We start from the raw sequence: 25,770 nt of genomic DNA on the forward strand, positions 1-25,770 counted from the left end.
TATTTTCCCGAGCAATGCAAATACTCCGACTATTAGGCGTACCGCACCAGGCGCTTACCGAACCCCTTGACTCGGTTCAACCTATCCGCGCGAAGAAGTATCACTCGCCGGGATCGTATAGGAAGCTGCGAGACTCTCGTCGAAGAACACGATCAGCTCGTCAGGCATATACGTGAACCCCTCCCCCTCAGCCGAACCTAGAGCAATAACCAGGCTTGACTTATTGGAGAATCCAAGGCGATACGCCCACGGCATTTCAGGACACCCGTCATTGGGAACGTGCCAGGCAGGACTGATCTCCACAATATCCGCCCCAAGGAACCTCTCCCAATCGACATGGTCGCTCACGTCGACAGTGTCCCCAGGCAAGTCGGCGTCCGACTCTCCAGGTTCCCTAAGCTCGATTGCCATCCCTTCGTTGAGGCCATCCATCGCCCAGGACAGGGACAGTGCAGCCCCGGTGCTCATGAGCAGATCAACGGCCATGTCGACTTCATGAGCACGATCCTCCCTGTGCCCTTCGGGCCAGGTTTCCCCCTGCGGAACTACGTAGCGGACCGCACTCACAGACGCCCCCGCGATCGCACCCCGAAGGTCAGCGAGACTAGCGTCGCCGCGCGCCTTTGCATCCCACGGCTCGATTACCAACATGCCTAGTACCGCCCGAAGTATTGGAACTGCCCATTTGCGTCGAAGGTCGCACCGATCCCGCGCCCACCAGCAGGGTCCGGCATGATATACCGCGTTCCGCCCGCGAAGTTGCCGGAATTGACAGCGGACGTAGTGGTTTGCGGATTGGTTAGAATGTCGTCCAACAAATCCTGCCCGGCGGTCTTCAATTCCTTGCCGGGAACCACAGGAAGGTCGCCGCGGTTCATGTGCTTCTGGTATTCACGGCCTGCATGAGTCGTCTTCCCCTTTGCTGGACGCATTCCACTCTGCGAAAGCGCATCCAGATCAGGGCAGCCTCCGGAGTTATGCACGAGCACGGGAGTCTCGCCCGCCAGCACATAGTACGTGTGCGTGCCCGCGATGGTCAGGTCGTGGGTTCGCTGCTGCTTCGTGAAATGGCGGACTGCTGTGAGCTTGGCCGTTGCGCCCTGGGGTGTACGGAGTTCGGTGCCTGGGCTCAGCTCACCGGCATCGATCCACTCCTTCTGGTCGACGGACCAGAAGGGGTGGGTGTCGGTGGCGATGATGCTGGAGTTGCCGGAGGGGGTTTGGATGGTGAGGTCGGTGAATTCCTTGTCGTCCTTGGTGATGATGGTGGCGACGACGGGGCGGGTGGTGGTTTTCCCGGTCTCGGGGTCGGTGGCTATGACCTTGTCGCCGGTTGTGACGTCCTCGATGCGCTTGTGTTCGCCGTCGGCGAGGGCTACCTCGGTGTCCGGCAGGAAGCTGTGGGAGCAGGGGCCGGCTCCCCGAGAGGAACCGCGCCCTCCGAGGCGTCCGGCAGGCCCCTCACCACCGACGCCCGCAAGCGCACCCGCGGCCATGGAGTTGGCTATCAGCTCCAAGCGGCTTTGCTGGCAGTGTTTGGCCATCTCCGCACACACCGCCAGCCGGAGACCTGCCAGGGTCCACTGAGTGATCGGCTCGCTCGGGTCGATGTTGAACGTGCCCTGGTAGAAAAGCTTTTGGCTCGAGGCCCGGGCGTAGACGCGTTCGGTGAACTCGTCGGCGCGGCCCCACGTCGCATCGATGTAGAGGCCGGGGAGTACGGCGGCCTTGGGCCGAGATGCTCGGTAATGGCCATATTTCCGGGGGTTGCTGTCCGCGAGAGCGTCCAGGAAATCGCGGCGCTCCTTGCTTGTGCCCCACTCCAGCCACGGGCAGTTGACCGGGTCGCAGCCGGTGCCGCCGTTGTTGATGGCGTTCATCAGGCCAGTGGGGTCACTGAAGGTGATCGGGCTGTTGCTGCTGTACGTGTAGCCGTTGATTTGCTGGGGTTCCGTCAGGTCCATCAACGGGTCGACGGAGAGGAAGCGGCCCGTGTCCGGGTCGTATTCGCGGGCGCCCAGGTGGGTGAGGCCGGTGTCGGCGGTGTCATTGGTGCCGCCGACGAAGCCCTTGGTGCCGGGCCAGGCGGGGGGTTCGGGGCCGCGGAGGCCGCCGAAGGGGAGGGTGCGGCGCTGGGTGAGGGTCTGGTTGGCGGTGTTGACGGCGAGTTGGCCGGTGCCCTGGTGGTCGGCGAGGGTGAGGGTGTAGGTGCCGTCGTCGGACAGGACGGCCTGGTTGCCGCCGCCGAGGGGGAGGTAGCGGGTGGCCTTGGGGGTGTCGGAGCCCTTGTCGAGGGTGACTTCGGTGTGGTCGGCGAGGGTGAGGGTGGTTTTGGTGTCGGTGCGGGTGATCAGGCGGTTGCCGTCGGCGTCGTAGACGTAGGCGGTGGTTTTGGTGCCCTTGTCGCCGGTGGGTTCGGTGACCTTGGCCAGGTGGCCTTCGGGGGCCCAGGTGAGGGTCTGCTTGTCGCCGTGGAGGGTGCGGGTGGCGGTGTTGCCGGTCGGGTCGTAGGTGTAGGTGGCGGACTTGTAGCCGGGTCGCCGCACCGTCCGCGCCGTCCGCACCGGCCAGCGGGCGGTCGGGCACCCGCCGGCCCGCCCACCGGCCGCCGCCGGACGGGGCAGCCCACCGGCGCCCGTACCGCTCCCCGCGCGGCGCCCCCGCACCGCCCCCGAACGAGCCGTCCATGCTGCGCGGCCCGGGGTCCGCCGCCCGCGCCGAAGGGGGCACCGGCGGTGCCGGTGCCCCCTTCCCGGTGCGGTCCCTCAGGAGGTCCGGGCCCGTTGGGTGACCACGATGCAGGTGAGGACGATGGCGGCGGTCAGCGGCACCGCCGCGGTGAAGTGCTCACCGAGCAGGAGCACGGCCCACACCAGGGTCAGCAGCGGTTGCGCCAGCTGGAGTTGGCTGGCCCGCGCCACACCGATCAGGCCCATGCCCTTGTACCAGACGACGAAGCCGCCGAACTGCGAGACGGCCGCGATGTAGGCCATGCCGGCCACCGCCTTCGCGGTGAGGTGCACCGGCTCGTTCGGGAGCGCGCACAGCGACACGACGAGGTTGACGGGGGCCGCGAGCACCACGCCCCAGGCGATGACGCGCCAGCCCGGCATGCGCGCGGACAGCCGCCCGCCCTGCGCGTAGCCCGCCGCGCAGACCAGCAGGGCGCCGAAGAGGTAGAGGTCCGCGACGGTCGGCCGGCCGTGGTTCTGCGCCAGCGTGTAGACGACGACGGTCGCCGCTCCGATCCCGGCCGCGGCCCAGAAGACCTTGGACGGGCTGCGCCGGGTGAGCACCGCGGAGATCGCCGCCGTGGCCATCGGCAGCGCGCCGATGACGACCGCCGAGTTCGCGGTGGAGGAGGTCTGTAGCGCGAGCGTGGTGAGCAGCGGGAAGCCGACCGCGCAGCCGCCCGCGACGACGGCGAGCGCGGGCCAGTCCGCGCGCGCCGGCAGCGGCGCCCGGGTCAGCAGGAGCGCGGCGAGCGCGATGACGGCGGCGAGGACCCCGCGGACCCCGATGGCGCTCCACGGCCCGAAGCCGTCGAGCGCCCAGACCGTGCCGGGGAAGCTGAAGGAGAAGCTGATGACGCCCAGCGCCGCGTAGAGCGTGCCACCGGCGGGCCCGGCCGCCGTGGTGGTGCTGAGGGGGGTGAGGGAACTGTGCTGCGATGTCACTGCTATCGGCTCTTCCGCTTGCGGGAGGTTTCTTCCAGCCGTTCGGCGATGGCCCGCGCGAAGCGTGCGGCGGAGCCTTCCGAGAACGGCATGCTCAACGAGGGTTCGCCCAGCTCCAGTTCGAGGACGACCGGCTTGCCGTCGGCGTCGCGGACGAGGTCGACGCGGCCGTAGAGCAGCGGCTCGCGCAGGCCCAGGTGGGCGGCGGCGGCGTCCAGCGCGGCCGCGGCGACCGCCCGTTCGTCCTCGGCGGCCGCCCGCGCCGCGCGGGCGTCCTGCGTCGGCTCGTCGACCGTGCCGTCCGGCAGCAGCAGCGCGCGCTTGCGGATGGCGTGGCTGTAGACGCCGTCGAAGTAGATCAGGTCGGTCTCGCCGTGCTGGTCGATCCGGTCCAGGTAGGGCTGGAGGATGACGTGCCGGCCCTGGTCGAGCAGTTTGCCCAGGTGCGCGGCGGCTTCGGCCGCGGCCTGGCGGGGGAAGCGCTGCACGTCCCGGGAGTAGGCGCCGACGGTCGGCTTCACCACCAGCTCGGCGCCCCGGCCGGGTCCGGCGAGGAACGCCCGCAGCGCCGCCGCGGGGTCCTCGCCCGGCGCCACGAAACCGCTCGGCACGACCGGTACGCCCGCGGCGGCCAGGTCCGCGAGGTAGTGCTTGTCGAGGTTCCACCGCACCACCGGCAGGGGGTTGAACAGCGGCACCACGTCGGTGACGTACTCGCACCACTCCAGGAACTGCGGCAAATTCTCCACATAGCTCCACGGGGAGCGCAGCAGGACCGCGTCGAACCGCTCCCAGGCGATGTCGGGGTCCTGCCAGGAACATATCTCGGCCCGGACGCCGGCCGCCTGGCAGGCGTCGAGCAGCAGGGGCATGTCGTAGTCGATGACGAGGCTGGCCCCATCGGTGACCAAAGCCAGATGGTTGCCCATGGAGCAACTCCCATACGGAAAGGACTGGGGGAACGGGGGTGAACCGGGGGACGGGGGCGGCGGGGCGGCTACCAGGGGACGGTCTCCCCCCGGTGGGTGTACGTGCCGGTCGGGCCGTCGTCGCCGAGCAGCGCCATCGCCACGCTCGTCCGCGCGCCGTCCGCGACGTCGAGGTCGCCCTCGCCGTCGTTCATGCCGGTCCTGGTGTAGCCCGGGTGCACGGCGTTCACCTTGACCGGGGTGCCGCGCAGTTCGTAGGCCAGGTGCACGGTCCAGGAGTTGAGCGCGCTCTTGGAGGCGCTGTAGGCCGGGAGCGATTTGAACATCGGGCTGTACGCGTACGACTCGGGGTCGGTGTGGGTGGTGAGCGAGCCGAGCAGGCTGGACACGTTGACGATGCGTCCGGCCGGTGATCTGCGGAGCAGCGGCAGGAAGGCGGTGGTGACCTCGACGGCTCCGAAGAGGTTGGTGTCGAAGGTCTCGCGCCACTGCGCCAGCGGCTGCTCGGACGGCTGCCGGCCGTACTCCTCGATCCGGATGCCGGCGTTGTTGACGAGGATGTCGAGGCGGCCGTGGGCGGCCTCGACCTCCGCGGCGGCGGCCCGGATGCCGGCCGGGTCGGTGACGTCCAGGACGAGCGGGGTGGCGGTGCGGCCGTCGTCCCGCAGCGTCTTCGCGGCGGCGGTGACGGCTTCGCGGTCGCGGCCGGCGAGCAGGACGTGGACGCCGGCGGCGGCGAGCTGCCGCGCGGTCTCGAAGCCGATGCCCCGGTTGGCACCGGTGACGAGGGCGATCATGGGTGGGCGGTCGGGCATGCGGTTCCTCCAGGGTTGCGGAAACGGCGGATCGGCGGGACAGGGGGCCGGGAAGCAGGGGTTTCGGTCGGGCCGGAAGGGCCGTTCAGAGCACGGTCAGGAATTTGGCGATGGGGGTGCCGAAGCGGGCGGTGTCGATGAGGAAGGCGTCGTGCCCCTCCAGCGAGTCCAGCGCCAGGAAGGTGACGTCCGCGCCGCCCGCGGCGAGTCCGTCGGCGATCTGCCGCTGCTGCCGCGGGGGGAAGAGGATGTCGGTCTCGACCCCGATGACCAGGGCCTTCTCCAGCTGGATGCGGGAGAGCGCCGCATCGGTGGTGGTGCCGCCCGACTCGCCGAGGTCGAACCGGTCCATGCAGCGGCTCAGCGCGAGGTAGCTGTTGGGGTCGAAGCGGCGCGCGAAGCGCCGGGCGTGCTCCTCCAGGTACGCCTCCACCTGGAATTCGTGGCCGAAGGGCGGGTCGCCGGCCCGGGCCCCCGGCGCGATGCGGGCCCGGTCGAAGCGGCTCTCCCACTCCCGGGCCGACCGGTAGGTCATCATGCCGAGCTTGCGGGCGGTGAACATCCCGCGCTCCGGGTAGGAGGCGTCGTCGTAGCGGCCGTGGTTCCAGTGCGGATCGCACCGGATCGCCTCCCGCTGGAGGGAGCGCACCGCGATCGAGAACGGCAGGGCGCGCGCCGCGCCGCAGATGTTGATGTGGCCGCGGGCCAGGCCGGGGTGCCGGGCCAGCAGGGACAGCGCGCTCATCCCGCCCATGGAGGTGCCGATGACGCACGCCAGCCGCTCCACGCCCAGGGCGCGCACGGTGTGGGCGGCGGCGTCGGCGATGTCCTCCATGGACAGTTCCGGGAAGTCCGGACCGTACGGCTCACCGGTGCCGGGGGCGGGCGAGGCGGGCCCGGTGGACCCCTTGCAACTGCCCAGGGAGTTCAGGCAGATCACGTACCAGCGGTCGGTGTCGACGGGCTTGCCCGGGCCCACCATCGCTTCCCACCAGCCGGGTCTGGTGTCCGCCGGGTGGGAGGCGGCGTGGGCGTCGGGTGAGAGGCCGGTCAGGACCAGGACGGCGTTGTCCCGCCCCGGGCCCAGCCGCCCCACCGTCTCGTAGGCGATGCGCGCGCCGTCCAGCCGTCCGCCCCGCCGCATGGCGAAACCGGCGGGGAGGTCGACGAAGCGGGCCGCGGGCGGGACGAATTCCCTCATGTCTGTCTCCTGGCGGATGTGGGTGGGCCGCGGGGCGGCGGGGTCGGGTGGCGGGGTCAGGCGGTGCCGTCACCGCTCTCCAGGGCGGCCAGCCAGGCGTCGTCCGACCCCTCGGGCAGGCCCTCCATGAGGAACGTGGAGAGGTAGCGCTCCCCGGTGTCCGGGAGCATGGCCAGCAGCACCGAGCCGGCCGGCGCGGTCTTCGCGACCCGCAGCGCGGTCTCCAGGGTGGCGCCGGCCGAGATGCCGGTGAAGATCCCCTCCTCGGCGGCCAGCCGGCGCGCGGTGTCGCGCCCGGCCACCTCGTCCACGGTCACCAGGTCGTCGATGACGCCGCGGTCCAGCACGCCCGGTACGAAGTTGGGGGCCCAGCCCTGGATGCGGTGGACGTTCCACTCCTGTCCGGCGAGCACGGCGGCGTTCTCCGGCTCGGCGGCGACGATCCGCACGTCGGGGCGGGCCCGCTTGAGCATCTGCCCGACGCCGGTGAGGGTGCCGCTGGTGCCGAAGCCGGTGACGAAGTAGTCGAGCCGCTTGCCCGCGAAGTCGCCGAGGATCTCCGAGGCGGTGGTCTCGCGGTGGTAGGCGGGGTTGGCCGGGTTGTCGAACTGGTGGGCCCGGAACCAGCCGTGCTTCTCGGCCAGTTCGTCCGCGATCCGGTTGCCGCCGCTGCTGCCGAGGTGGCCGGGGAAGAGCAGCACCTTGCCGCCGTAGGCGCGGATCAGCTTGCGCCGTTCCGCCGAGTAGGTGTCGCCCATCACGGCCACGAAGTGGTAGCCGCGGGCCGCGGCCACCATGGCCAGCGCGATCCCGACGTTGCCGGACGTGCACTCCACGATGGTGTCACCGGGCTTGAGCAGCCCCTTCGCCTCGGCGTCCAGGACGACCGAGAGCGCGAGGCGGTCCTTGACGGACCCGCCGGGGTTGAACGACTCCACCTTCACGTAGACCGTGGTGTGGGCGGGGGCCATGCGGTGCAGCCTGACGATCGGGGTGCGGCCGATGGTGTCGAGGATGCTGTCGTACAGGGGCATCGGAAGGTACTCCTTGGCGGGCGGAGCCGGCGGGGCCGGCCACGGGAAGCGGGGCGGGGCCCGACAGGGCCGGCGGCCGCGGGGTCCGGCGGCCGGCCGCGCCTGTCGGGGTGTGCGGGAGGGGCAGGCGGCTGCCCCGGGGGCTAACCGGCGGCCGGGGTGTCCTCGAAGGCGGGCGCGACCATGGCCAGGATCGTCTCGACGGCGCGTTCGCTGAGGTCGTCGTCCAACGGGGCGTTGAACTCGGCCAGTTCGACGCCGCGCAGCTGCTGCGCCGGGATCGCCTCGAAGATCTCCCGGATCTGCTCCGGCAGCAGGCCGTCCGGCACCGTGTAGTCGGCCGGTACGTGGCCGGGTTCGAGGACGTCCCAGTCGATGTGCACCCACACCGGGGCGTCGCCGACGGCGTCCAGGATGCTCGCGGCCGAGGTGCGCGCCGGGGGGATCAGCCGGACGCCGTGGCGCGCGATCAGCTCGCCCTCGGCGGCGTCGATGTCCCGCGACCCGACCAGCACCGCCCGGGCGGGGCTGAGGCCGGCGCCGTGTCCGCTGTCCCAGAGCCCGCACGCGCCGGCCAGGACCATCCCGCCCAGATAGCCGGTCCCGGTGGTCTGCGGGGTGTTGAAGTCGCCGTGCCCGTCGATGTAGAGGACCACGGCGTCCGGGTGCTCCCGGGCCACCACCGGCAGGGTCGCCAGGCTCGCCGAGCAGGTGTTGGAGATCATCACCGTCCGGCTGCCGTGCGCGATGCTCTCGGTGACGGCCCGGCCCAGCCCGTTCAGCGTCTCCCGGGCCTGCGGGAGGCTGACGGTCCAGTCGTCGTCGGCGGGCGGCGCGGGCTCGCCGATGAAGCGGCCGGTGAGCCCGTAGCGCTTCTCCAGGGCCCGCGCGAGGCGGGCGGCGCCCTCGATCATCCGCGGCTCCCGGTCGGCCACCCGGCCCTGGGACACAATGAGTTCGATCATGCGGTCAGCAACTCCTCTTCTCCTGCACGGCAACGCGGGGACGGAAGGGGCAGGTATCGCCGCGCTCGGCGTTCTCGTCGATGAGCCCGTACTGGAGCCATTCGAGGGCCCCGATTCCGTACGAGCCGAGTTGCGGCGCATGCGGTTGGCCGTCGTATTGGCGTATCCGCTTGCGGATGTTCGCGCGGACCTTGCGGCCGCTCGGCGTGTCCCCGGCGAATACGTCGAACCGCTCCCTGGGGTTGATCACGAGCGCGAAGAACTCACCGAGATTCCTGCTGCGGCGGTTCCGGTGCGCGGGACTGCTCATATTGCAGAACAGCGGCATTCCGTTGAAGCACATCGACCAGGTCTCCGATTCCGGGTCCGTGCCGACGTCCGCCGGCCAGGGCTCGGGATCGACGTGGTGCAGTTCCTGGAGAACGCGCCAGCCGAAGGAGTGGTGATCCGCCACGGTGTGCCCGCCGACGGCGTCCGCCGCGAACAGTGCGACCATCGGGTAGGCGGTGTCCAGCCGGCCGTCCCAGGCCCGGGACAGCTCGACGTACTCGGTGAGGGCGCTCGCCAGATGCCGGATGCCGTCGCTGCCGGCGTTCTCCACGAAGGCGAACGTGAGCAGCTGCTTCCGAAAGGCGTTACGGGAAAAAACGCAGGGGAAGTCCGGATGGGCGAGTCGTGCCGCGACCTCCTCGAAGGCGGCCCGATGCCACCCCTGCGCGCCGTCGAGAACCTGCGCCTGGGAGATCAGCGTTGCGGTCTGCTGAGACCTTTCCAACTGAGCATCCTTTTTCTAGGTTTCCTTGCTCGTCGTTCTGTTCCTGGCTCGTTGTTCTATTCCTGTACGGGCGCGAGGAGGTCGTCTCTCCTTGCCTGAAAACATCGCAGGATCACCACGCACCCCGGAAACGTAGCGGTTGGGGATATTCCGGTACGGGTGCCGTGCACGCCCTCGCCGCGGCGTCCGGGGTTTTTCCACCGGGCCGCGCCCCGCCCACCTTTCCCGCCGCACACCTGGCCTGGCAACGCAGTGCAACCAAGGGCCCAGTGGGGATGTACGCCTTGTACGCCGATGGTTGTATGGCCCGTCACCGCAGCCATTCCTAGGCTGCAACCGTGACCAATTCCGTTGCTCCTGCCGCTACTTCTCTGCATGTCGCCGGCCTGGCGGGCACGGCGATCCCCCGGTGGCGCACCGCGCTGCGCACGGCCCGGCTGTGCTGGTCGGAAGCGCGGCCCACGGTCCAGGTGGTGTTCCTGCTGCGGTTCGCGGTGGGCGCGGTGTCCACCGGGCAGCTTCCGGCGGCCCCGGGGCGGGCCGTGCTGGGCCTCGCCTCCTGGTGGTGCGCCGTGGCCTGCGCCTATCTGCTCAACGGCGTGACGGACGTCCAGGAGGACCGGGCGAACGGTTCCCGGCGCCCGATCGCCCGGGGTGCCCTCCCGGTCCGCACCGCGGCGGCCGTCACCGCCCTGCTGGCCGGTGCCGCGCTGGTGCTCGGTGCGGCGGCCGGCGGCGGGGTGCCGGTGTGGGTCGCGGCCTTCCTGCTGCTCGGCTGGGCCTACTCCGCCCGCCCGGTGCAGGCGAAGCGGTCGAGCGTGCGCTGCGCGGTGGTGGTGTTCGGCCTGGGCGCGACCTCGTACGCGGCCGGGATCTCGGTCGCGGGCCACGGGTGGACCGCCACGGGCGTGGTGTTCGGCGGGGTGATGGCGGCCTGGATGGCGCTGGTCGGCTCGGTGGTCAAGGACCTCGGGGACGCCGACGGGGACGCGGCCGGCGGCCGGCGCACCCTCGCGGTCGTGCACGGTCTGCCGGCGGCCCGGGCCGTGGCCGTGGTCTGCGCCGCGCTGGTCGGCGTGGCCGGGACGGCGGTGGCGGCCCGGTGGGCCCCGCTCGCCCTGGCGGGCACGCTCCCGGTGGCGGCCGGGGCGGTCTGGGTCATAGCCCGGGTCGTGCGCGACGCCCGGCGGGAACACGCCGAACGCCGCCAGCGCCGCGGCGCCTACCGCGCCTTCATGCTCACCCAGTACACCGCCAACCTCGTCATGCTGAGCGCCCTGCCCACCCTGTGAACGCCCACCGCCCGCCACCGGCCGCAGCGGCACGCCACGTCAGCCGGGCTGGCCCTGCTCGGGGAACGCGGTGTTGAGCGCCTGGACCCGTGAGCCGACGCCCAGCTTGCGGTACACGTTGTGCAGGTGCCGCTTGACGGTCGCCTCGCTGATCTCGAACCGGCGGCTGATCAGACGGTTCGTCAGCCCCGCCCGCACCGCTTCGAGGATCTCCCGCTCCCGCAGCGTCAGCAGGCCGAGGACCTGTGCGTCCGCGCCGTCCGGGGGCGGCGCGGGCCCGCGCCCCGGCTCCGCGGGGGCGGCCGACCGCTGGGCTTCCTCGTAGGCCCGGATCCCCTGGTAGAGGCGGCAGCCGGCGGCGACCCGGAACGCGGTCCCCACGGTCTGCGCCGCCGCGACCCGGTGCTCGGCCTCCACCTGGTCGAGCACCTTCGTGACCACCGCCTGCATGGCCTGCCAGAGCACGTCAGCGGCCCGCACCGACTCGGACACCGGCACCTGCTGGACGACGCGGTGCGCCCCGAGCAGCCGGGTGTACTCCCCCGCCCCCGGCGACTGCGGGCGCTGCCCGTCCTCCAGTGCCTGCGCGCACTCGGCCACGATGCTCTGCGCCTGGTGGCGGCACTGCCGCCAGATGTCCTCACGGGACACCAGCGGGCTTCCGATGCGCGCCAGCGCGGCCCGGTACGCCTCCGTGATCTCAGGTATGGCAGCACGAAGCTGCCGGGCGGCCGCCTGACGGCCCATCACTGTCCCCCCTCGGCAAACAGAGCGACGCGATCGGCCCCCCGGGCGGCGCTCGTCATGGACTCCGGTGGGCAAGTTAACATCAAGCCCCCGTAATGCGAAAGTAAACTTCCGCATTACGGAACCAAAAGCCCCGTGAACGCTCAGCCGACCCGACGCCGCCCGTCCGCCACCGGCCCGCCCCGCGCCGCGCCGCCGCTCACCGCTCCGGCCAGCGCTCCGCCAGGTCGACGGTTGCCGTGACGCGCTTGCCCACCGGCTCGCGATGGATCTCGAAGCTCCGGGAGACCGCCCGGACGATCTCCAGCCCGTGCTGCCCCACCCGGGCCGGGTCGGCGCCCCGGATGACCGGCAGCCGGGGTTCGCTGTCCCATACGGTCACCCACACCACGCTCTCCCCGGCCTCAAGGGTGAGCAGCAGCGGGCCGGGAGCGTATTTGCGGGTATTGGTCACCAGCTCGCTCACCACCAGCTGCACGACGTCCACCGCCCGGTCGGACACCGGCACCCCGCGCTTCTCCCGCAGGTCCCGCAGGAACGACGACGCCCGGTCCCGGATGCCGGCGATCGTCTCCCCGCCCTCGAACACCGCCGACACCGAGAGCGGACCCTCGGCCAGCTCGCCACTTCCCTCGCCGGCAGCCTGCCTCATACGCCGCTCCGCCCCCGCGTCCTCACACCTGACACCCGACCGCCTACCCCGCGCGCCCCGCCCCAGACGTGCCGGAGGGCCGGGCACGGCCACCAGCCGACCGCGCCCGGACCCCGGCCCGGTTCAGAACGCGGCGGCGACGCGGAAGAGCGCGGGGCTGGCCGTGACGGAACCCGACGGGGCGGGCAGGCGCCGTTGGAAGCGGGGGTCGTCGCGCGCCGTGCGCCAGGCTTCGGGGCTGGTCCAGTGCGCGACGTTGACCAGCTGGAAACGCGTGTCGGGGGCCACCGCACGGTGCAGTCGGAAGTCCTGGAATCCGGGCGCCCCACTCATCAGCTCCGCCCGGTCGAGCCAGCGCGGCAGGAAGGCGTCGACCTCCTCGGCGGGCAGCTCGAAGGCGTTGATGAACGTGATCCCCGGTTCCTCCCCCGCGCTCTCCGCGGCGGTGCCGGAGGCGGCCACGACCTCGTACCAGCCGCCGTGCACGGTGGCGTAGTCGGCCGCACGGGCCGCCGACGCGGTGAAGTCGGGACGCGCCAGCGCCGTGTCCCGCGCCTCGACGCTGTCCCAGTGCGCCACGTTGACCAGGCCGAGCCGGGATTCCGGGCGCAGCCGGCGGTGCAGCCGCGCGTCCCGGAATCCGGGGGCGGAGGCGATGAGCCCGACGCGCTCCCGCCAGCGCGCGACGGATTCGTCCATCCGGTCCTCGGGCAGTTCCCAGGCGTCGATCAGGGTGATTCCGTTGTCAGTCACCGCGCCATCATGAAACCTCGACCACACTTCAGGTCAAGCGCTGACGGTCGAGATCCGCCGGATCGTTCAGGGCCTGCGGCCGCGGAAGGGGGTGCGGCGCAGGTCGCTCACCCAGGCATCGGGGTTCTCCCACGGGATGAAGTGCCCCCCGTGCTCATGGGCGTTGACGTTGACGTGGTGGAACCAGGCAGCCTGCGGACCCTCCTCGAAGGCCCGGACACGGTCCTCGGCGGTGCGGATGCCGGGCGCGTTCTCGAACGTGACGAAGGTGAGGCCGACCGGAGCCTGCACGACCGGCGTACGGTCGTGGGCCGGTTCCCAGGGGTAGCGGTTGGCGTTGGCGTAGTAACGCAGCGACGTACCGATGGAGTTGTTCACCCAGTAGATCGTGGCGTGGGTGAGCAGCTCGTCCTTGGTGAAGACGGATGCAAGGTCGCCGCCGTGGTCGCTCCAGGCGTGCCAGCGCTCCAGCAACCAGGCCAGCAGCCCGGCGGGCGAATCGCTCAGCCCGTGGGCCAGGGTGGCACCGTCGAGCATGTGCACGGCGAGGTGGGACGCCCAGCGGCGGTCCAACTCGACGATGCGGGAGCGCACTTCGGCGGGCTGGTCGTCGGTGAGGGGGCGGTTCCGGGCGAAGTCCCAGGCCCGGGGGCCGGAGAAGAAGTCGAGCGGCAGCCCGGAGCCGATGTGGATGCCGTACAGCTCCTCCGCGTACTTGTGACCGAGCTGACTGGAGACGAGCCCGCCGATGTCGCAGCCCCCCGCGGCGTACTTCGCGTACCCCAGGGTCTCGGTCATCAGGGTGTGCCAGAGGTCGGCGACCTTCCAGAAGTTGACGTCCGGAAATCCGGTGAGCGGGCCGGGGAAGCCGAAGCCGGGCAGGGACGGCACGATGACGTCGAACGCGTCGGCGGGGTCACCGCCGAAGGCGGCCGGATCGGCCAGCGGGTCGATCACCTTCGACCAGTGCCAGAACGTCCACGGCCAGCCGTGGGTGAGGATCAACGGGACCGGGCGGGGGCCGCGGCCGGGCTTGCGCAGGAAGTGCACCGGCACACCGGCGACGCTCACCTCGTAGTGCTCGTAGGCGTTGAGGGCGGCCTCGGCCTTCCGCCAGTCATAGCCGTCCCGCCAGTGCGCGACCAGCTCACGCAGAGAGCTGCCCGGGACGCCGTAGGACCAGTCCCCGTCCCCCGCGTCCGGCGGCAGACGGGTCGAGGTGAGACGGGCGCGCAGGTCGTCGAGGACCTCGTCGGGCACATGGAGAGGGGTGGGGTCCAGGAGGAAGGCGTGCGGAGTGGTCATGGCGCGGTTCCTTACCAGGGAGGGGACAGCGGGGCCGTCGGCCTGCTGGATGGTCGCGCGGCGAGCCGCCCCACTTCAAGCAGCGCAGACCGCAGCACGGACAGCACTGCGGACGGCAGCCCGGACGGCAACGCGCCCGGTACCTGCCGGGGACTCCCGGGACCGCCCGCCCCGCCGCCCCGTTCGGCTGACCGCGAACCGTGCGGCCACCGCGCCGGCCCCTCGGCAGAGTGGAGGGCATGAGGCTCACCAAGTTCGGTCACGCATGCGTGCGGTTGGAGAAGAACGGCCAGGCGATCGTCATCGACCCGGGCGTACTGACTGCCGAGCCCGATGCCCTGGCAGGGGCCGCGGCCGTCCTCGTCACGCACGAACACTTCGACCACTTCGCTCCGGACCGCCTGCGCCACGTCCAGGCGGACGTCTACACCTGCGCCGGGGTGGCCCGGCACCTGACCGGGCTCGGCCGGCGCGTGCAGGTGGTCCGCGCCGGCGACCACTTCTCGGTCGCGGGCTTCCGGGTGACGGTGGCGGGCGGCACCCACCACTACAGCCATCCGGACGCGCCCCCGGTCGACAACGTCGGGTTCCTGGTCGACGGCGAGGTCTTCCACCCGGGAGACGCACTGACGGTGGTCGACGCACCCACCCTCCTGCTGCCCGGCCAGGCACCGTGGCTGACGGTGCCGGACATGATCGGCTACCTGCGCCGGATGGCACCACGCCGCGCCTACGCCGTGCACGACGGGCTGCTCAACGAGTGGGGCCTGAAGGTCCTCGACGACGTCCTCGCCCTGGAGGCCGAGCGGGCGGGCGCCGAGATCCGCCGCCTCCTGCCCGGCGAGAGCGTCGCGCTGTGAGCGGATTGCGGGTGCGCCGGGGCGCAGGGCCCCGGCGCACGCCCGGCCGACCACCCTCTGACCTGCTCGCTCACCGCGGGGTAACCACCCACCATGAAGTGCGTACTTGATCAACTCCGGGCCGGTGACCAGCCTGGTGGCCATGGCACAGACCACTGTTGAGAACACCGTTGAGAATCCCGTTGACAGCACCGTTGAGAACACCGCCGGGAAGACCCCCGTCACGCTGCTGGGCCTCGGCGCGATGGGCACCGCGCTCGCCCGCGCCTGGCGCGCCGCCGGACACCCGCTGACCGTCTGGAACCGCACCCCCGCCCGGGCCGCGGCCCTCGCCGCCGAAGGCGCACAGGTCGCCGACACCGCCGCCGAAGCGGTCGCGGCGAACACCCTGATCGTCGTCTGCCTGCTGGACGACGCCTCCGTCGCCGACGCACTGAACGGCATCGACCTGACCGGCAAGGACCTGGTCAACCTGACGACCGGCAACCCCGCCCAGGCCCGCGACCGCGCCGCATGGGCCCGCGAGCGCGGCGCCCGCTACCTGGACGGCGGCATCATGGCCGTCCCCCCGATGATCGGCGTCCCCGAGGCCGGCGGCTACGTCTTCTACAGCGGCTCGCGCGACCTGTTCGAGCAGCACCACAAGACGCTCGGCGTCCCGGCCGGCACCCACTACACCGGTGAGGACGACGGTTTCGCGGCCCTGCACGACGTAGCGCTGCTCAGCGCCATGTACGGGATGTTCGCCGGAGCCGCACACGCCTTCGCCCTGATCCGCAAGGAGGACATCGACCCCACGGCCTTCGCCCCGCTGCTCGCCGACTGGCTCGTCGCCATGGCCCCGGCCGTCCACCAGACCGCCGACCAGCTGCGCAGCGGCGACTACACCAAGGGCGTCGTCTCCCGCCTCGCCATGCAAGTGGCCGGCACCCCGACCTTCCTGAGCACCGCCGAGCAGCAGGGCGTCAGCCCCGAACTCCTCAGCCCCTACTTCGCCCTGATGCGCCGACGCCTGGCCGAGGGCAGCGGCGAGGAGGACCTGACGGGCGTCATCGACCTGCTCGTGCGCTGACCGGCCGGGCGCCGCCACACCGGCGGCCGTGCTGGCCACAGTCCGCAACGCACCGCTGTGACCAGCACTTTCCGTCACGCGCGCTCAGTTGCTGCGGTCGTGCAGGGTGTACCGTCCGTCGACGACCTTCGCGTCGGCGGCGGGCGCCATGCACTTCGTGAGGAGCGGCTCGCCCTTCTTGGTGGCGCCGGAGAGCCCGATACGGGCCTGGCCCTTCTGCGGGACGAAGAAGCTGACGCCCATGCGGGTGTGCGGGTCCAGCATGGTGCGCCAGGGGTGGCCGGGGCTGGTGCGGACCAGGCGGCCGGTGACGGTGGCGGTGGGGCCGCCGGTGGTGAGGCAGTCGACCTCGAACTCGCCCCAGTACAGCGTGCCGTCCTGGGCGTGCGAGATGCGGAAGGTGCCCCAGGACCGCTGCGGGGTGCTGCCCACCGTGTACGCGGAGTGGGCGTCGACGGACACCCGTACCTCCTGGTCGGTGAGGGGGTAGTCCATGCGTGCGTCGCCCTTGAGCGAGGAGACGGCGACGGCCTCCCCCGCGGGGGGCGTGGCCGGGGCGGGCGCCGCGGCGGCGGGCGCGGCGACGGCCACCACGAGGGCGAGAAGGGCGGTCACGCGCAGGGTCCTGGTCAGCATCGGGAACTCCGATCGGAGGGGCGTTGGGATACCCCTTGATCGTCGCCAACCGCCGCACCCTCAGGCATCGTTCGCAGGGAGCCACCGCCTCCGCCCCACGGCGGAGACGGCGGTCCACCCAGCCCTCCCCCGCACACGAGGTGGTCCCGTGCGCGACCCCCTCAGCGGACGACGTCGAAGACGTTCTTCTGGAGACCGTTCGCGTAGACCTCGTGCTCGACGAGCGTCAGCTTCTGGGTGTCCTTGTCGGTGGCGCTGAAGAGCCGCTTGCCCGCGCCGAGCAGGAGCGGGAAGACGAGCAGGTGATACCGGTCGATCAGGCCGGCGTCCGAGAGGGAGTGGTTCAGGGAGGCGCTGCCGTGGACGATGATCGGGCCGCCCTCGGTCTCCTTCAGCGCGGCGACGTCGTCCAGCGAGCGCAGGATCGTCGTCTCTCCCCAGTTCGTCACCAGGTCGTCCTCGGTGAGCGTGGTGGAGACGACGTACTTCGGCATCACCTTGTAGGCGGCGAAATCCGCCATGTCGGGCCACACCCGGCTGAACGCCTCGTAGCTGGTCCGGCCCAGCAGCATCGCGGTGGCTTCCCTCTGCTCCCGGTCCTTGATCTCGAACGCCTCGGGCAGGAACTCGACGTCCTTGAAGGTCCACCCGGCGTTCCGGTAGCCGGACTCGCCGCCCGGGGCCTCCACCACGCCGTCGAGCGAAACGAAAGCGGTGCTGATCAACGTACGCATCCAAGGTCTCCCGCGGGTCTCATGGCTGGGTCACAGCAGACTCGGTCGGCGCACGACGCTTCGCCGATCCCGTGGATCCAGTACACCAGCGACCACTGACACTCGGCCCGCTGAGCACCCCCTCGGCCCCCGCCCGCCGCCCGCCGCCCGAGCCCCCCTGACCACCGATGACCGCCCTTGACCAGCGACTTCCGGCGGCAGCGGATCAGCGCGGTACGTGGGGCGCCACCGCCGCGGCGAACCTCGCGGCGGCGCCGCACAGGTCCTCGCCACCCCCGGAGACCTCGCTGGCTGACAGGTTCACGCTGCCGTACGACGTCGGCCACATGATCATGCACGTCATGCCGGTATCGACGCTCTTCGCCGCGGGGACACCGTCGACCTTGATCGGCACCACGCTGCTCCACCGCGCCGGCGGCTCCCCCAGATAGCTCAGCCTGATGAGCATCTTGTGCCTCGCCGAGTGCCAGCGGCAGCCGGTCTTCGCTTGAACGTCGAGGTGCGTCAGATCCCACTCCTGGGCCAACTCGTCGCTCACCGCCGCGCACGGATCCGACGGAACGCGGCCGGCCCCGGCCGTTTCCCCGCGCCCGGTGGGAGCGCTCCCCGACGCACTCGGACCGGTCGCGGCCGGTGGGCCGGAGCCCGAGGCGCCGGGCTCCCGGCCCGTCCCCCAGGCCCAGATCCCGGCGCCCGCCGCCACGCACACCACGACCGCCACCGCCGTCACCACCGCCGCCCGCGGGTTCCTGGTGCCCGGCCGCGCCGCCCCCTCCGAGGGGTTCGGCTGCGTCCAGACCTGCCGGTCCTCGTCCCACTGCTCCACGACGCCTGCCCCCTGCGCTCCCGTCACGCACGCCGCACCGCCTCCCCGACCCTCGCCGACGCTGTCCGACCGCACCTGCCGTGCCGAGGGACCTCTCGCCCGCGAGGACCACCCAGGGAAACCGCACCCGCACTCGCCCCGAACCGCCCCCTGTGAGCAAGCTCCTGACGCGTTCTCACATACTGGCCGACACCCACCCCCTGGAAAAGGGATACCTCCGCGACGTCGGCCCGGGGAGCCCGGAAGAACCAGTTCGGCAAACACCCGCCCCCTGGCTCATCTCGGTCCTCCGAGGCTGTCGGCGAACTGGTTCAGTACGGCCGAGCGATCTGCCCGGCGGTACGGCCGCCGGAGTGCGTATCCGCCCTGCGCCGGCCGGGGGCGGGCGGCGGCTGCGGGGTGAGGCGGCGCACGAAGTCCAGCAGCAGGCCGCAGAAGGCTGCGGGCTGTTCCAGCGGCGCGAGATGACCGGCGCCCGGGATGGCGACGGGCCGGCCCGCGCCGAGTTCGCGCGCCAGCTCTTCGCCGCCTCGGTGGAAGTCGGGCATGTCGTGCTCGCCGACGCCGACCAGGGCGGGGACGGCGAGGGTGCGAAGGGCCGGTCCGGAGCCGAGCGGGTCCGCCGCCTGCGGCGGTTCCCCGTGGGCGAGTTGGGCGGTCAACCGGCGGTGGAGCATGCGGGCGGCGTGGGCGCGTACCCCGTCGGTGGCGCCGGCCGAGGTCCACGCCTCGACCCCGGCCCGGACCGCCGCATCCAGGTCACCGGCGGCCAGCGCCGCCCTTTCCCCCTCCCAGGCGGCCTGCAACTGCGGGGAGGCGGGTTGGCCGTGGGGCCGGTACCCGACCAGTACCAGGCCCGCCACCCGCGCCGGTGCCGTCACGGCGGCTTGCAGCGCCACCAGGGCACCGAGCGAGTTCCCGGCCAGCACGAAGCGGTCGGCCCGGAGGTGGTCAAGGGTGTCGAGCACGTCCGACCAGGGGGCCACCTCGCGGCCGTCGGGTACCCGCGCGTCGCCGTACCCGGGCAGGTCCAGGGCGATGGCGCGGACGCCCACCTCGGCCAGCAGGGGGAGGTGCGCGTCCCACATGGTGCGGTCGGTGGGCCGGGCGTGCAGCAGGACGACAGGCCGTCCCCGGCCTGCCTCGGTGAACGGAAGCAGCATGGTCTGAGGTGCCTTCTTCGGTGCGGGAAGGGGAAAGGGGTGAGGCCCCGGCGCGGGGGGCTTCGCCGGCCCGGCCGGGATACCGCTCACGCGGCCTCGGCTGACCTGACCGGCGCGCCGCCCGCACGGCCTCGCCGCCCGCGTCGATCTCCGCGGACGAACGAACGGACGGGCGGACGAACGGAAAGGCGGAGGAACGGACGGCTGCCGTACGTCGGACAGCGCCGCGCTCACGAGCGGCATCCGCCGTCCTCCGCGAGGTCCTCCTGATCGGTGGGCGCGGAGTTCTGCTCGGCCAGCCGGCGGAGCAGGACCAGGGCGTCGGCACCGGCGCTGCCGGGTTCGGCGCTGTAGACGGACAGGTGCTGGCCCGGGGCGCTGGTCACGGCCAGCGCCTCGAAGTGCAGCCGCAGCTCACCCGCGTGCGGGTGGCGGAAGTGCTTGTCCTCCTGCGTGCGCGGACGCACCTCGTAACGGGCCCACAGCCCGGTGAAGGCGGGGCTGCGCACGCTGAGCTCACCCACGACCCGTTCGATCCGCTCATCGCCCGGGAACTGCGAGGCGGACGCCCGGAGGTTGCCCACCGCGATGTGCGCCGCCCTGTCCCAGTCACCGTAGAATTCCCGCGCGAAGGGATCGAGGAAGATCATCCGCAGCAGGTTGTCGTACCGGGCGAACCCGCGATACAGCTCGCGCGCCATCGCGTTGGCCGCCAGCACGTCCTGCGCCGCACCGACCACGAACGCCGGCAGGTCGCGCATTCCGTCCATCAACCGCCGCAGTTCCGGGGCGACGCTCGGCTCCGCGGCCGCCGTGGCGAGGGCGGGCAGACCGAGCCGGAACAGGTGGCCGGCCGCGGCGCCGTCCAGCCGCAGCGCCCCGGCGATCGCCCGGAGCACCTGCTCGGACGGGTGCCGCTCGCGGCCCTGCTCCAGGCGGATGTAGTAGTCCGTGCTGACCCCGGCCAGCAGCGCCACCTCGTCCCGCCGGAGCCCCGGCACCCGCCGCTCCCCGATGTCGGGCAAGCCGACGTCCCGCGGCGTGACCGCGGCGCGGCGGGCACGCAGATAGGCACCGAGCTCGTTGTTGCTTTCCATGCCCGCCACGCTAGATCCCTGCCGGGCGCCGGGGCGTGGGTGCGGTGCACCCACCCGGGCGCGGGCCCTGTGCCCTCGGCGCCGCGCAGACCGGCCGCCGCGCCCCGGTTCCTCGGCAGGACGCCCTCCACCCACCGCGTTAGCGTGAGGAGTGCGGGCTTGTCGGCGCATGCCGAGAAGTCATTCACAGGGAAGTGGTTGAAGTGTCCAAGCAGTCAGGAGACGTGGCACCGCTGCATCTCATGCCGCAACGGCTGCCGAAGGAAAAGCTCTCCGAGGCCCCGGCCGAAGGACTTTGGCCGGCAACCGGTCGCGTACGCCCGCTCTCCCCCCAAGTGCCGCTTTTCCTCAACGGCGACGTCGTTGAGGACCTTGAGCGGTTGAACGCGGAAATGACCGAGCCGCTGCACGTCACCTGCCTGGTCAACGGCGACTCGCTCGTGCTCGCCGCGTTCACCGACCGCCAGGCGATGCTGTCAGAGGTACGCCGGACCTACGCGGACAGTGCGCAGATGGCCGTCCTGTCGGGCGAACACTACTGCGTCTCCCACCCCGAGGCGCTCCCGGACTACGTCAGGGTATGGGAGGACGCCAACGAGTCGGGGGACTATCTCGACCTCGACGCCGGCTACTACTACCCCGACCTGAGCAAGGTGCACCGGGGATTCCTGCACACGCAGAACTGGAATGACATCATCTCGTCACTCAGCGCGTGCCGGTACGACGTGGCGCTCTTCGAGGACACCGGCCTCACGGGCCATGAATTCTTTGCGCCCAAGGGGTGCAACACCCCGGACCTGAGCGCCTTGGGATTCAACGACATCACCTCTTCACTCATCAACTTCGGCGGTTGACAACCGCGCGCTGAGCCCCCATGACCCTCCCCCACGACGAAGCGGGACGAAGCAGCACGACGTACCGGCTACCGCACGGCCCCGCGCGCAGCGCCGGCGGCCCGCGCCCAGGGGTGCGTGCGGGCCGGCGTTCAGGCGGCCCGGTGCCCCGCGGGCAGCCCGCATCGGTCCCGGCGCGGTCCCGTCCCGGGGACGTGCGCCCACAGGTGCTGGGCGTCCCTGGTGCGGGTCATGCCGAGGTCCCAGGCGATCACCGCTTCACCAGGTTCAGGATCAGCGTGGCGATGTCCTCCGGAGCCTCCTCGGCCATGAAGTGGCCCGCCTGGGTGGTGAAGTGCTGAAGGTCGGTGGCCCACGGTCGCCAGGTCGCGGTGGCGTCGAAACCCAGCTGCCGGCCCCAGTCCTGCTGGACGACCGTCACCGGCATGGTGAGGCGGTTGCCGGCGTCGAGGTCGGCCTGGTCGTGTGCGATGTCGACGGTCGCGGTGGCGCGGTAGTCGGCGACGATCGACGGAACGGCGTCCCGGCATGCGCGAAGATACTCGGCGCGCACTTCCGCGGGGATCGCATCGGAGCCCGTGGACCAGACGTCGAGGAAGTGGCCGAAGAATGCGTCGGCGCTTCCGGCGATCATCCGCTCGGGCAGACCGGGCGGCTGGGCCATCAGATACAGGTGGAAAGCCACCGCCGCGCTGACGCCGTGGAGGACGTTCCAGGTGTCCAGAGTGGGAACGATGTCCAGGATTCCCAGGTGGCTGATCCGATGCGGGTGGTCCAGGCCGGCCCGGAAAGCAACGTGCGCGCCGCGGTCGTGCCCGACCAGCGCGAACCGGTCGAACCCGAGCGCGTCGGCCAGGCCGATGATGTCTGCGGCCATCGTCCGCTTCGCGTAGGTGTCCTCGGCGACCGCTTCCGGCTTGCTGCTGGCGCCGTAGCCGCGAAGGTCGGGGCAGACCACGGTGTGGTGCTCGGCCAGGAGGGGAGCCACCTGCCGCCACATCAGGTGGGTCTCGGGAAAGCCGTGGAGCAGCACCACGGGCGGCCCTTCTCCGCCGACCGCCGTGTTCAGCTCCACGCCGTCCGCCACACCGATCGACCTGGTCTCACACCCCGGAATGCTGATGCCCATCGTTGTCGTCTCCTTCTCCCGGACTTGGATGTCTCTGCCGCTCACACGCGGATGCATGAACGAGAGGAGGATCGGGGAGCCGGATCAGCAGTGGATCAGCAGCAGCCTGGAACCGACGACAATGAGGACATGGAGATCCTCGTCAAGGTGCTCGGGCCGATCGAGGTCACGGATGCCGAGGGCCGCCCCGTGCCGGTGGGCAGCCGGCGTCGCCGCGAGCTTCTGGGACGGCTGGTCGCGGCCGGCGGCCGGGCCGTCCCGCTTCCGGTGTTGCTCGATGATCTCTGGGAGGACCCTCCGCCCGCAGCTGCCGGGACGGTCCGCACCTTCGTCGCCGAGCTCCGCCGCGCCCTCGAACCCGACCGTCCTCCGCGAACCCGGTCGCACACCATCGAGACCGTCGGCACCGGATACGCCTTGCGGATCCCACGGGCACACGTCGACGCCCACCGGTTCGAGGACACCCTCCGGGCCCTGCACGACGCGCCCAGTGGCCAGGCTGCCGGCGCACTGAGCGAAGCGCTCTCATGGTGGCAGGGCGAGCCGTACGCAGACCTCGACGCCTCACCCTGGCTGACGCCGGAGCGCGCGCGGCTGACAGAGCTCCACCGTCAAGCCGTCGAGCTGCGCGCCCGAGCGATGCTCGACCTCGGACGGGGTGCGCCCCTCATCCCGGAGCTGGAGACGTTCACCACCGCACACCCGTGGCGGGAGCGTGCCTGGGTTCTGCTGGCCCATGCTCTGTACCAAGCCGGCCGCCAGGTGGACGCGCTGGCCTCGCTGCGTGACGCGCGAACCAGACTGCTGGATCGGTTCGGACTGGAATCGGCGGACGACCTCGACCATCTCGAACGTGACATCCTCCGGCACGCCGCGCACCTGACGCCCGCGCCCCGGAACGAGGACCAGCTGCGCCTCCTCACGCGCACAGAAGCGACGGGGACCTTCACCCGGCTGCGCTCGATGAGCACCGTGGCCAGGGCGGCCGCGGTCACCGGCGGCACCAACCTGGTACTTGCCCAAGAACAACGCGCCGCGGCCGCCGCGGAAGCCGAACGGACCGAAGACCCCGGCCTCACCGCCCGCGTGATCGCCGCGTACGACGTCCCCACCATCTGGACGCGCGCCGACGATCCCGGACGGTCCGAGGCACTGGTCGCCACCACTCGGCGCACTCTGCACCGGCTGGGGCCGGAATCTCCACCCGCACTCCGGGCACGTCTCCTCGCCACCATCGGCCTCGAGCATCGCGGAAGCCGAGACCGCTGGGCCCTCGAGGCGGCGACCGAAGCCGAACGGCTGGCCCGGGACCTCCAGGACCCCAGCGTGCTGGTACTCGCGCTCAACGCCCGATTCGTGCAGTCCTTCCAGCGCCCCGGGCGCACCGGCGAACGCGACGTGATCGCCGGCGAGCTCATCGATCTCTCCACACGGCACGATCTCCCGATGTTCGAGATCCTTGGCCATCTGATCAAGGTCCAGGTCGGCGCGGCCCGCGGCGACACCGAGACCGCGCACCAACACGTCGTGGCGGCCGGGCGGCTCGCCGCCCTTCACGAAACCCCGCTCGTGCGCGTTCTCACCGCCGCCTTCCGGGCCATGCAGCTGGCAGAACGCGCGGACGACCCCGCCGAGGCCGCTCACGCCTATCGCACCGTAGCCACCGACCTCGCCGGCGCCGGCATGCCCGGGGTGGAAGCCGGCATCCTCCCGCTCGCGCTCCTCTCACTCCGCATGCGCCACCAACGCCCCGCGCCAACGGACCCCGCCCTCGACTGGGGCCCTTACCGTCCCTGGGCCCAGCCCCTCCTCAGCCTCGCCGACGGCGACCTCACGGCGGCCCGCGAGGCCGCCGCCCTCCTGCCCAGACCTCCCGCTGACCACCTGTACGACTCGCTCTGGGCCGTCACCGCACATACCGCGATCCTGCTCCAAGACGCCTCCCTCGCCACCCAAGCGCACGAGGCCCTGTCGCCTCTGCGCGGCGAGATCGCGGGCGGAACAACCGCCATGATCAGCTTTGGCCCCGTCAACGACATCCTGGCCACCCTCGATCCGTACCGCATGCGGCGGTGACGCCCACCCCCCGAACCGATCCCCCGTCTGTTGCCTGCGCCGACAACGTCCGGCCGCGCGACCGATGGTGGGCGCGTTCGGTGGCCGACGGGCTACCGGCGCCTCCGGCACCCACCAGCCCCCGCGGGCGCCCATGACAGGCCCTGCGCGACAGCGGACCCGGCAGACCAGGACTCGCAGACCCACGCGGGAAGCACCCGCACCCGCGATACTGCGTGGCATGCCCAACAACCGTGAGCTGGGGAGCTTTCTGCGGAAGGCGCGCAGCCAAGTGGATCCCGAGCAGGCCGGTCTGCCGCCGGACAGCCGTACGCGGCGTGTCCCGGGCCTGCGCCGTGAAGAGGTAGCGCGCCTGGCCGGGGTATCGACCGACTACTACACCCGGCTCGAACAAGGACGCCCGATCGCCCCGTCGCCCGGTGTCGTGGACGCGCTCTGCCGCGCCCTGGGCCTCGACGAGGCGGGACGCACCTACCTCCACTCCCTCCTCGGGGCGACGGCCGCGCCGTCCCGGCGTCACCGCCGAAGCGCCCAGGGGCTCCGACCCGGCCTTCACCAGCTCATCGACGCACTCGACGGCGAACCGGCCCTGGTTCTCGGCCGCCGCAGCGACGTCCTGGCGGCCAACCGGATGGCCAAGGCACTGTTCGCCGACTTCGACCAGCTGCCCGTCCGGCACCGCAATTACGCACGCTGGATGTTCCTCGGCGAGGAACCCCGGACGCTGTTCATCGACTGGGAGGACCAGGCACGGGCCGCCGTGGAGAGCCTGCGCCTGGAGGCGGGAAGGGACGCGGACGACCGGGCCACGAACGATCTCATCGCAGAGCTGCGCGGAAAGAGCACGGAATTCGACCGCTGGTGGGAAGAGCACCGGGTCCACCAGCGCACCCACGGCTCCAAGCGCCTCCACCACGCGCTCGTCGGTGAACTGACAGTGCAGTACGAGACGCTGACCCTGCCGGGAGACCCGGACACCACCCTTTACGTCTACACCGCGGAACCCGGATCGCCGTCCGGACTGGCACTCGGCCTCCTGGCCGTGTGGACCCTCACCGGCACCGGAACGCCCCGGACCGGCACAGCTCAGGAGCCCGACTGACACGGGTGTTCGTCCCGTATCCGGCGGCCACGTCCCCGGGAGCCCGGTGCAGCGGAAGTGCGGCACAGCTTCACCG

The 25,770-nt window shown here is 71.6% G+C and carries 24 protein-coding genes and 1 pseudogene; 6 read left to right on the top strand and 19 right to left on the bottom strand.

The features are described 5' to 3' along the window. Positions 1-81 precede the first annotated feature (81 nt). The 9 genes and pseudogenes from MUU72_RS00880 to MUU72_RS00920 form a co-directional block, all read right to left on the bottom strand. The gene (locus tag MUU72_RS00880) at positions 82-486 is read right to left on the bottom strand and encodes a hypothetical protein (RefSeq protein WP_248011104.1); all 405 of its coding nucleotides are present in this window, start codon (positions 484-486) and stop codon (positions 82-84) included. Between the two features lie 167 nt (positions 487-653). Next, a pseudogene (locus tag MUU72_RS00885) lies at positions 654-2,546 on the bottom strand (polymorphic toxin-type HINT domain-containing protein); the annotation flags it as partial. A 219-nt stretch (positions 2,547-2,765) separates the two neighbouring features. Then, positions 2,766-3,683, bottom strand: coding sequence for a DMT family transporter (locus tag MUU72_RS00890; RefSeq protein WP_372502930.1), 918 nt, complete (start codon positions 3,681-3,683; stop codon positions 2,766-2,768). Next, a complete protein-coding gene (gene dcsG / locus MUU72_RS00895) occupies positions 3,680-4,606 on the bottom strand; it encodes a D-cycloserine synthetase (protein WP_248011106.1) in 927 nt (308 codons plus the stop codon). The genes MUU72_RS00890 and dcsG overlap by 4 nt, the downstream gene beginning before the upstream one ends. A 68-nt stretch (positions 4,607-4,674) precedes the next feature. Next, a complete protein-coding gene (locus tag MUU72_RS00900; RefSeq protein ID WP_248011107.1) occupies positions 4,675-5,421 on the bottom strand; it encodes an SDR family oxidoreductase in 747 nt (248 codons plus the stop codon). Positions 5,422-5,506: 85 nt separating this feature from the next. Continuing rightward, on the bottom strand, positions 5,507-6,622 hold the full coding sequence (gene metX, locus MUU72_RS00905) for a homoserine O-acetyltransferase MetX (RefSeq protein ID WP_248011108.1): 1,116 nt from the start codon (positions 6,620-6,622) through the stop codon (positions 5,507-5,509). 56 nt (positions 6,623-6,678) lie between these two features. After that, positions 6,679-7,656 (bottom strand): cysteine synthase A, encoded by a 978-nt coding sequence (cysK, locus tag MUU72_RS00910; RefSeq protein WP_248011109.1) that lies wholly within the window; start codon positions 7,654-7,656, stop codon positions 6,679-6,681. A gap of 143 nt (positions 7,657-7,799) precedes the next feature. Continuing rightward, positions 7,800-8,621 carry an arginase family protein gene (locus MUU72_RS00915; protein WP_248011110.1) on the bottom strand — a complete coding sequence of 274 codons (822 nt, stop codon included), beginning with the start codon at positions 8,619-8,621 and terminating at the stop codon, positions 7,800-7,802. Between the two features lie 4 nt (positions 8,622-8,625). Then, positions 8,626-9,396 carry a YqcI/YcgG family protein gene (locus tag MUU72_RS00920; protein ID WP_248011111.1) on the bottom strand — a complete coding sequence of 257 codons (771 nt, stop codon included), beginning with the start codon at positions 9,394-9,396 and terminating at the stop codon, positions 8,626-8,628. A 338-nt stretch (positions 9,397-9,734) separates the two neighbouring features. Here MUU72_RS00920 and MUU72_RS00925 point away from each other — a divergent pair, with 338 nt between their 5' ends. Continuing rightward, complete coding sequence (locus tag MUU72_RS00925; RefSeq protein WP_248011112.1) at positions 9,735-10,688, top strand: UbiA family prenyltransferase; 954 nt, start codon at positions 9,735-9,737, stop codon at positions 10,686-10,688. Positions 10,689-10,727: 39 nt separating this feature from the next. Here the strand turns inward: MUU72_RS00925 and MUU72_RS00930 are convergent, their stop codons facing one another. The 4 genes from MUU72_RS00930 to MUU72_RS00945 form a co-directional block, all read right to left on the bottom strand. Continuing rightward, on the bottom strand, positions 10,728-11,435 hold the full coding sequence (locus MUU72_RS00930) for a helix-turn-helix transcriptional regulator (protein WP_248011113.1): 708 nt from the start codon (positions 11,433-11,435) through the stop codon (positions 10,728-10,730). Between the two features lie 199 nt (positions 11,436-11,634). Beyond that, positions 11,635-12,087 carry an ATP-binding protein gene (locus tag MUU72_RS00935; protein ID WP_248011114.1) on the bottom strand — a complete coding sequence of 151 codons (453 nt, stop codon included), beginning with the start codon at positions 12,085-12,087 and terminating at the stop codon, positions 11,635-11,637. Positions 12,088-12,210: 123 nt separating this feature from the next. Continuing rightward, entirely contained in the window at positions 12,211-12,840 is a 630-nt protein-coding gene (locus MUU72_RS00940; protein WP_248011115.1) for an antibiotic biosynthesis monooxygenase family protein, read from the bottom strand. Between the two features lie 66 nt (positions 12,841-12,906). Continuing rightward, positions 12,907-14,145: an epoxide hydrolase family protein gene (locus MUU72_RS00945; protein WP_248011116.1), complete on the bottom strand. Its 1,239-nt coding sequence runs from the start codon at positions 14,143-14,145 to the stop codon at positions 12,907-12,909. Positions 14,146-14,384: 239 nt separating this feature from the next. Between MUU72_RS00945 and MUU72_RS00950 the strand changes: the two genes are divergently transcribed. Then, the gene (locus tag MUU72_RS00950) at positions 14,385-15,005 is read left to right on the top strand and encodes an MBL fold metallo-hydrolase (protein ID WP_248011117.1); all 621 of its coding nucleotides are present in this window, start codon (positions 14,385-14,387) and stop codon (positions 15,003-15,005) included. Between the two features lie 244 nt (positions 15,006-15,249). Next, a complete protein-coding gene (locus MUU72_RS00955) occupies positions 15,250-16,077 on the top strand; it encodes an NAD(P)-dependent oxidoreductase (RefSeq protein ID WP_443743058.1) in 828 nt (275 codons plus the stop codon). 84 nt (positions 16,078-16,161) lie between these two features. Here MUU72_RS00955 and MUU72_RS00960 read toward each other — a convergent pair whose 3' ends face one another. From MUU72_RS00960 to MUU72_RS00980, 5 genes are all read right to left on the bottom strand, one after another. Continuing rightward, the gene (locus MUU72_RS00960; protein WP_248011119.1) at positions 16,162-16,713 is read right to left on the bottom strand and encodes a hypothetical protein; all 552 of its coding nucleotides are present in this window, start codon (positions 16,711-16,713) and stop codon (positions 16,162-16,164) included. Positions 16,714-16,874: 161 nt separating this feature from the next. Continuing rightward, positions 16,875-17,447 (bottom strand): dihydrofolate reductase family protein, encoded by a 573-nt coding sequence (locus MUU72_RS00965; protein WP_248011120.1) that lies wholly within the window; start codon positions 17,445-17,447, stop codon positions 16,875-16,877. A gap of 205 nt (positions 17,448-17,652) precedes the next feature. Beyond that, on the bottom strand, positions 17,653-18,300 hold the full coding sequence (locus tag MUU72_RS00970) for a DUF3558 family protein (protein ID WP_248011121.1): 648 nt from the start codon (positions 18,298-18,300) through the stop codon (positions 17,653-17,655). A gap of 284 nt (positions 18,301-18,584) precedes the next feature. Further along, positions 18,585-19,436, bottom strand: a complete 852-nt coding sequence (locus MUU72_RS00975) for an alpha/beta fold hydrolase (RefSeq protein WP_248011122.1) — start codon at positions 19,434-19,436, stop codon at positions 18,585-18,587. A 230-nt stretch (positions 19,437-19,666) separates the two neighbouring features. After that, positions 19,667-20,533: a helix-turn-helix domain-containing protein gene (locus tag MUU72_RS00980; RefSeq protein ID WP_248011123.1), complete on the bottom strand. Its 867-nt coding sequence runs from the start codon at positions 20,531-20,533 to the stop codon at positions 19,667-19,669. A gap of 224 nt (positions 20,534-20,757) precedes the next feature. Between MUU72_RS00980 and MUU72_RS00985 the strand changes: the two genes are divergently transcribed. Beyond that, entirely contained in the window at positions 20,758-21,387 is a 630-nt protein-coding gene (locus tag MUU72_RS00985) for a hypothetical protein (RefSeq protein ID WP_248011124.1), read from the top strand. Positions 21,388-21,637: 250 nt separating this feature from the next. On the opposite strand, the gene MUU72_RS00990 is transcribed toward MUU72_RS00985, so the two are convergent. Next, complete coding sequence (locus MUU72_RS00990; protein WP_248011125.1) at positions 21,638-22,516, bottom strand: alpha/beta fold hydrolase; 879 nt, start codon at positions 22,514-22,516, stop codon at positions 21,638-21,640. A 129-nt stretch (positions 22,517-22,645) separates the two neighbouring features. On the opposite strand from MUU72_RS00990, the gene MUU72_RS00995 reads away from it, so the two are divergent. Together MUU72_RS00995 and MUU72_RS01000 are read left to right on the top strand one after the other, a co-directional pair. Beyond that, entirely contained in the window at positions 22,646-24,592 is a 1,947-nt protein-coding gene (locus MUU72_RS00995) for an AfsR/SARP family transcriptional regulator (RefSeq protein WP_248011126.1), read from the top strand. Between the two features lie 220 nt (positions 24,593-24,812). Further along, positions 24,813-25,694, top strand: a complete 882-nt coding sequence (locus MUU72_RS01000; protein ID WP_248011127.1) for a helix-turn-helix transcriptional regulator — start codon at positions 24,813-24,815, stop codon at positions 25,692-25,694. Positions 25,695-25,770 lie beyond the last annotated feature (76 nt).

It is taken from the genome of Streptomyces rhizoryzae (assembly GCF_023155275.1).
Lineage (GTDB): Bacteria > Actinomycetota > Actinomycetes > Streptomycetales > Streptomycetaceae > Streptomyces > Streptomyces rhizoryzae.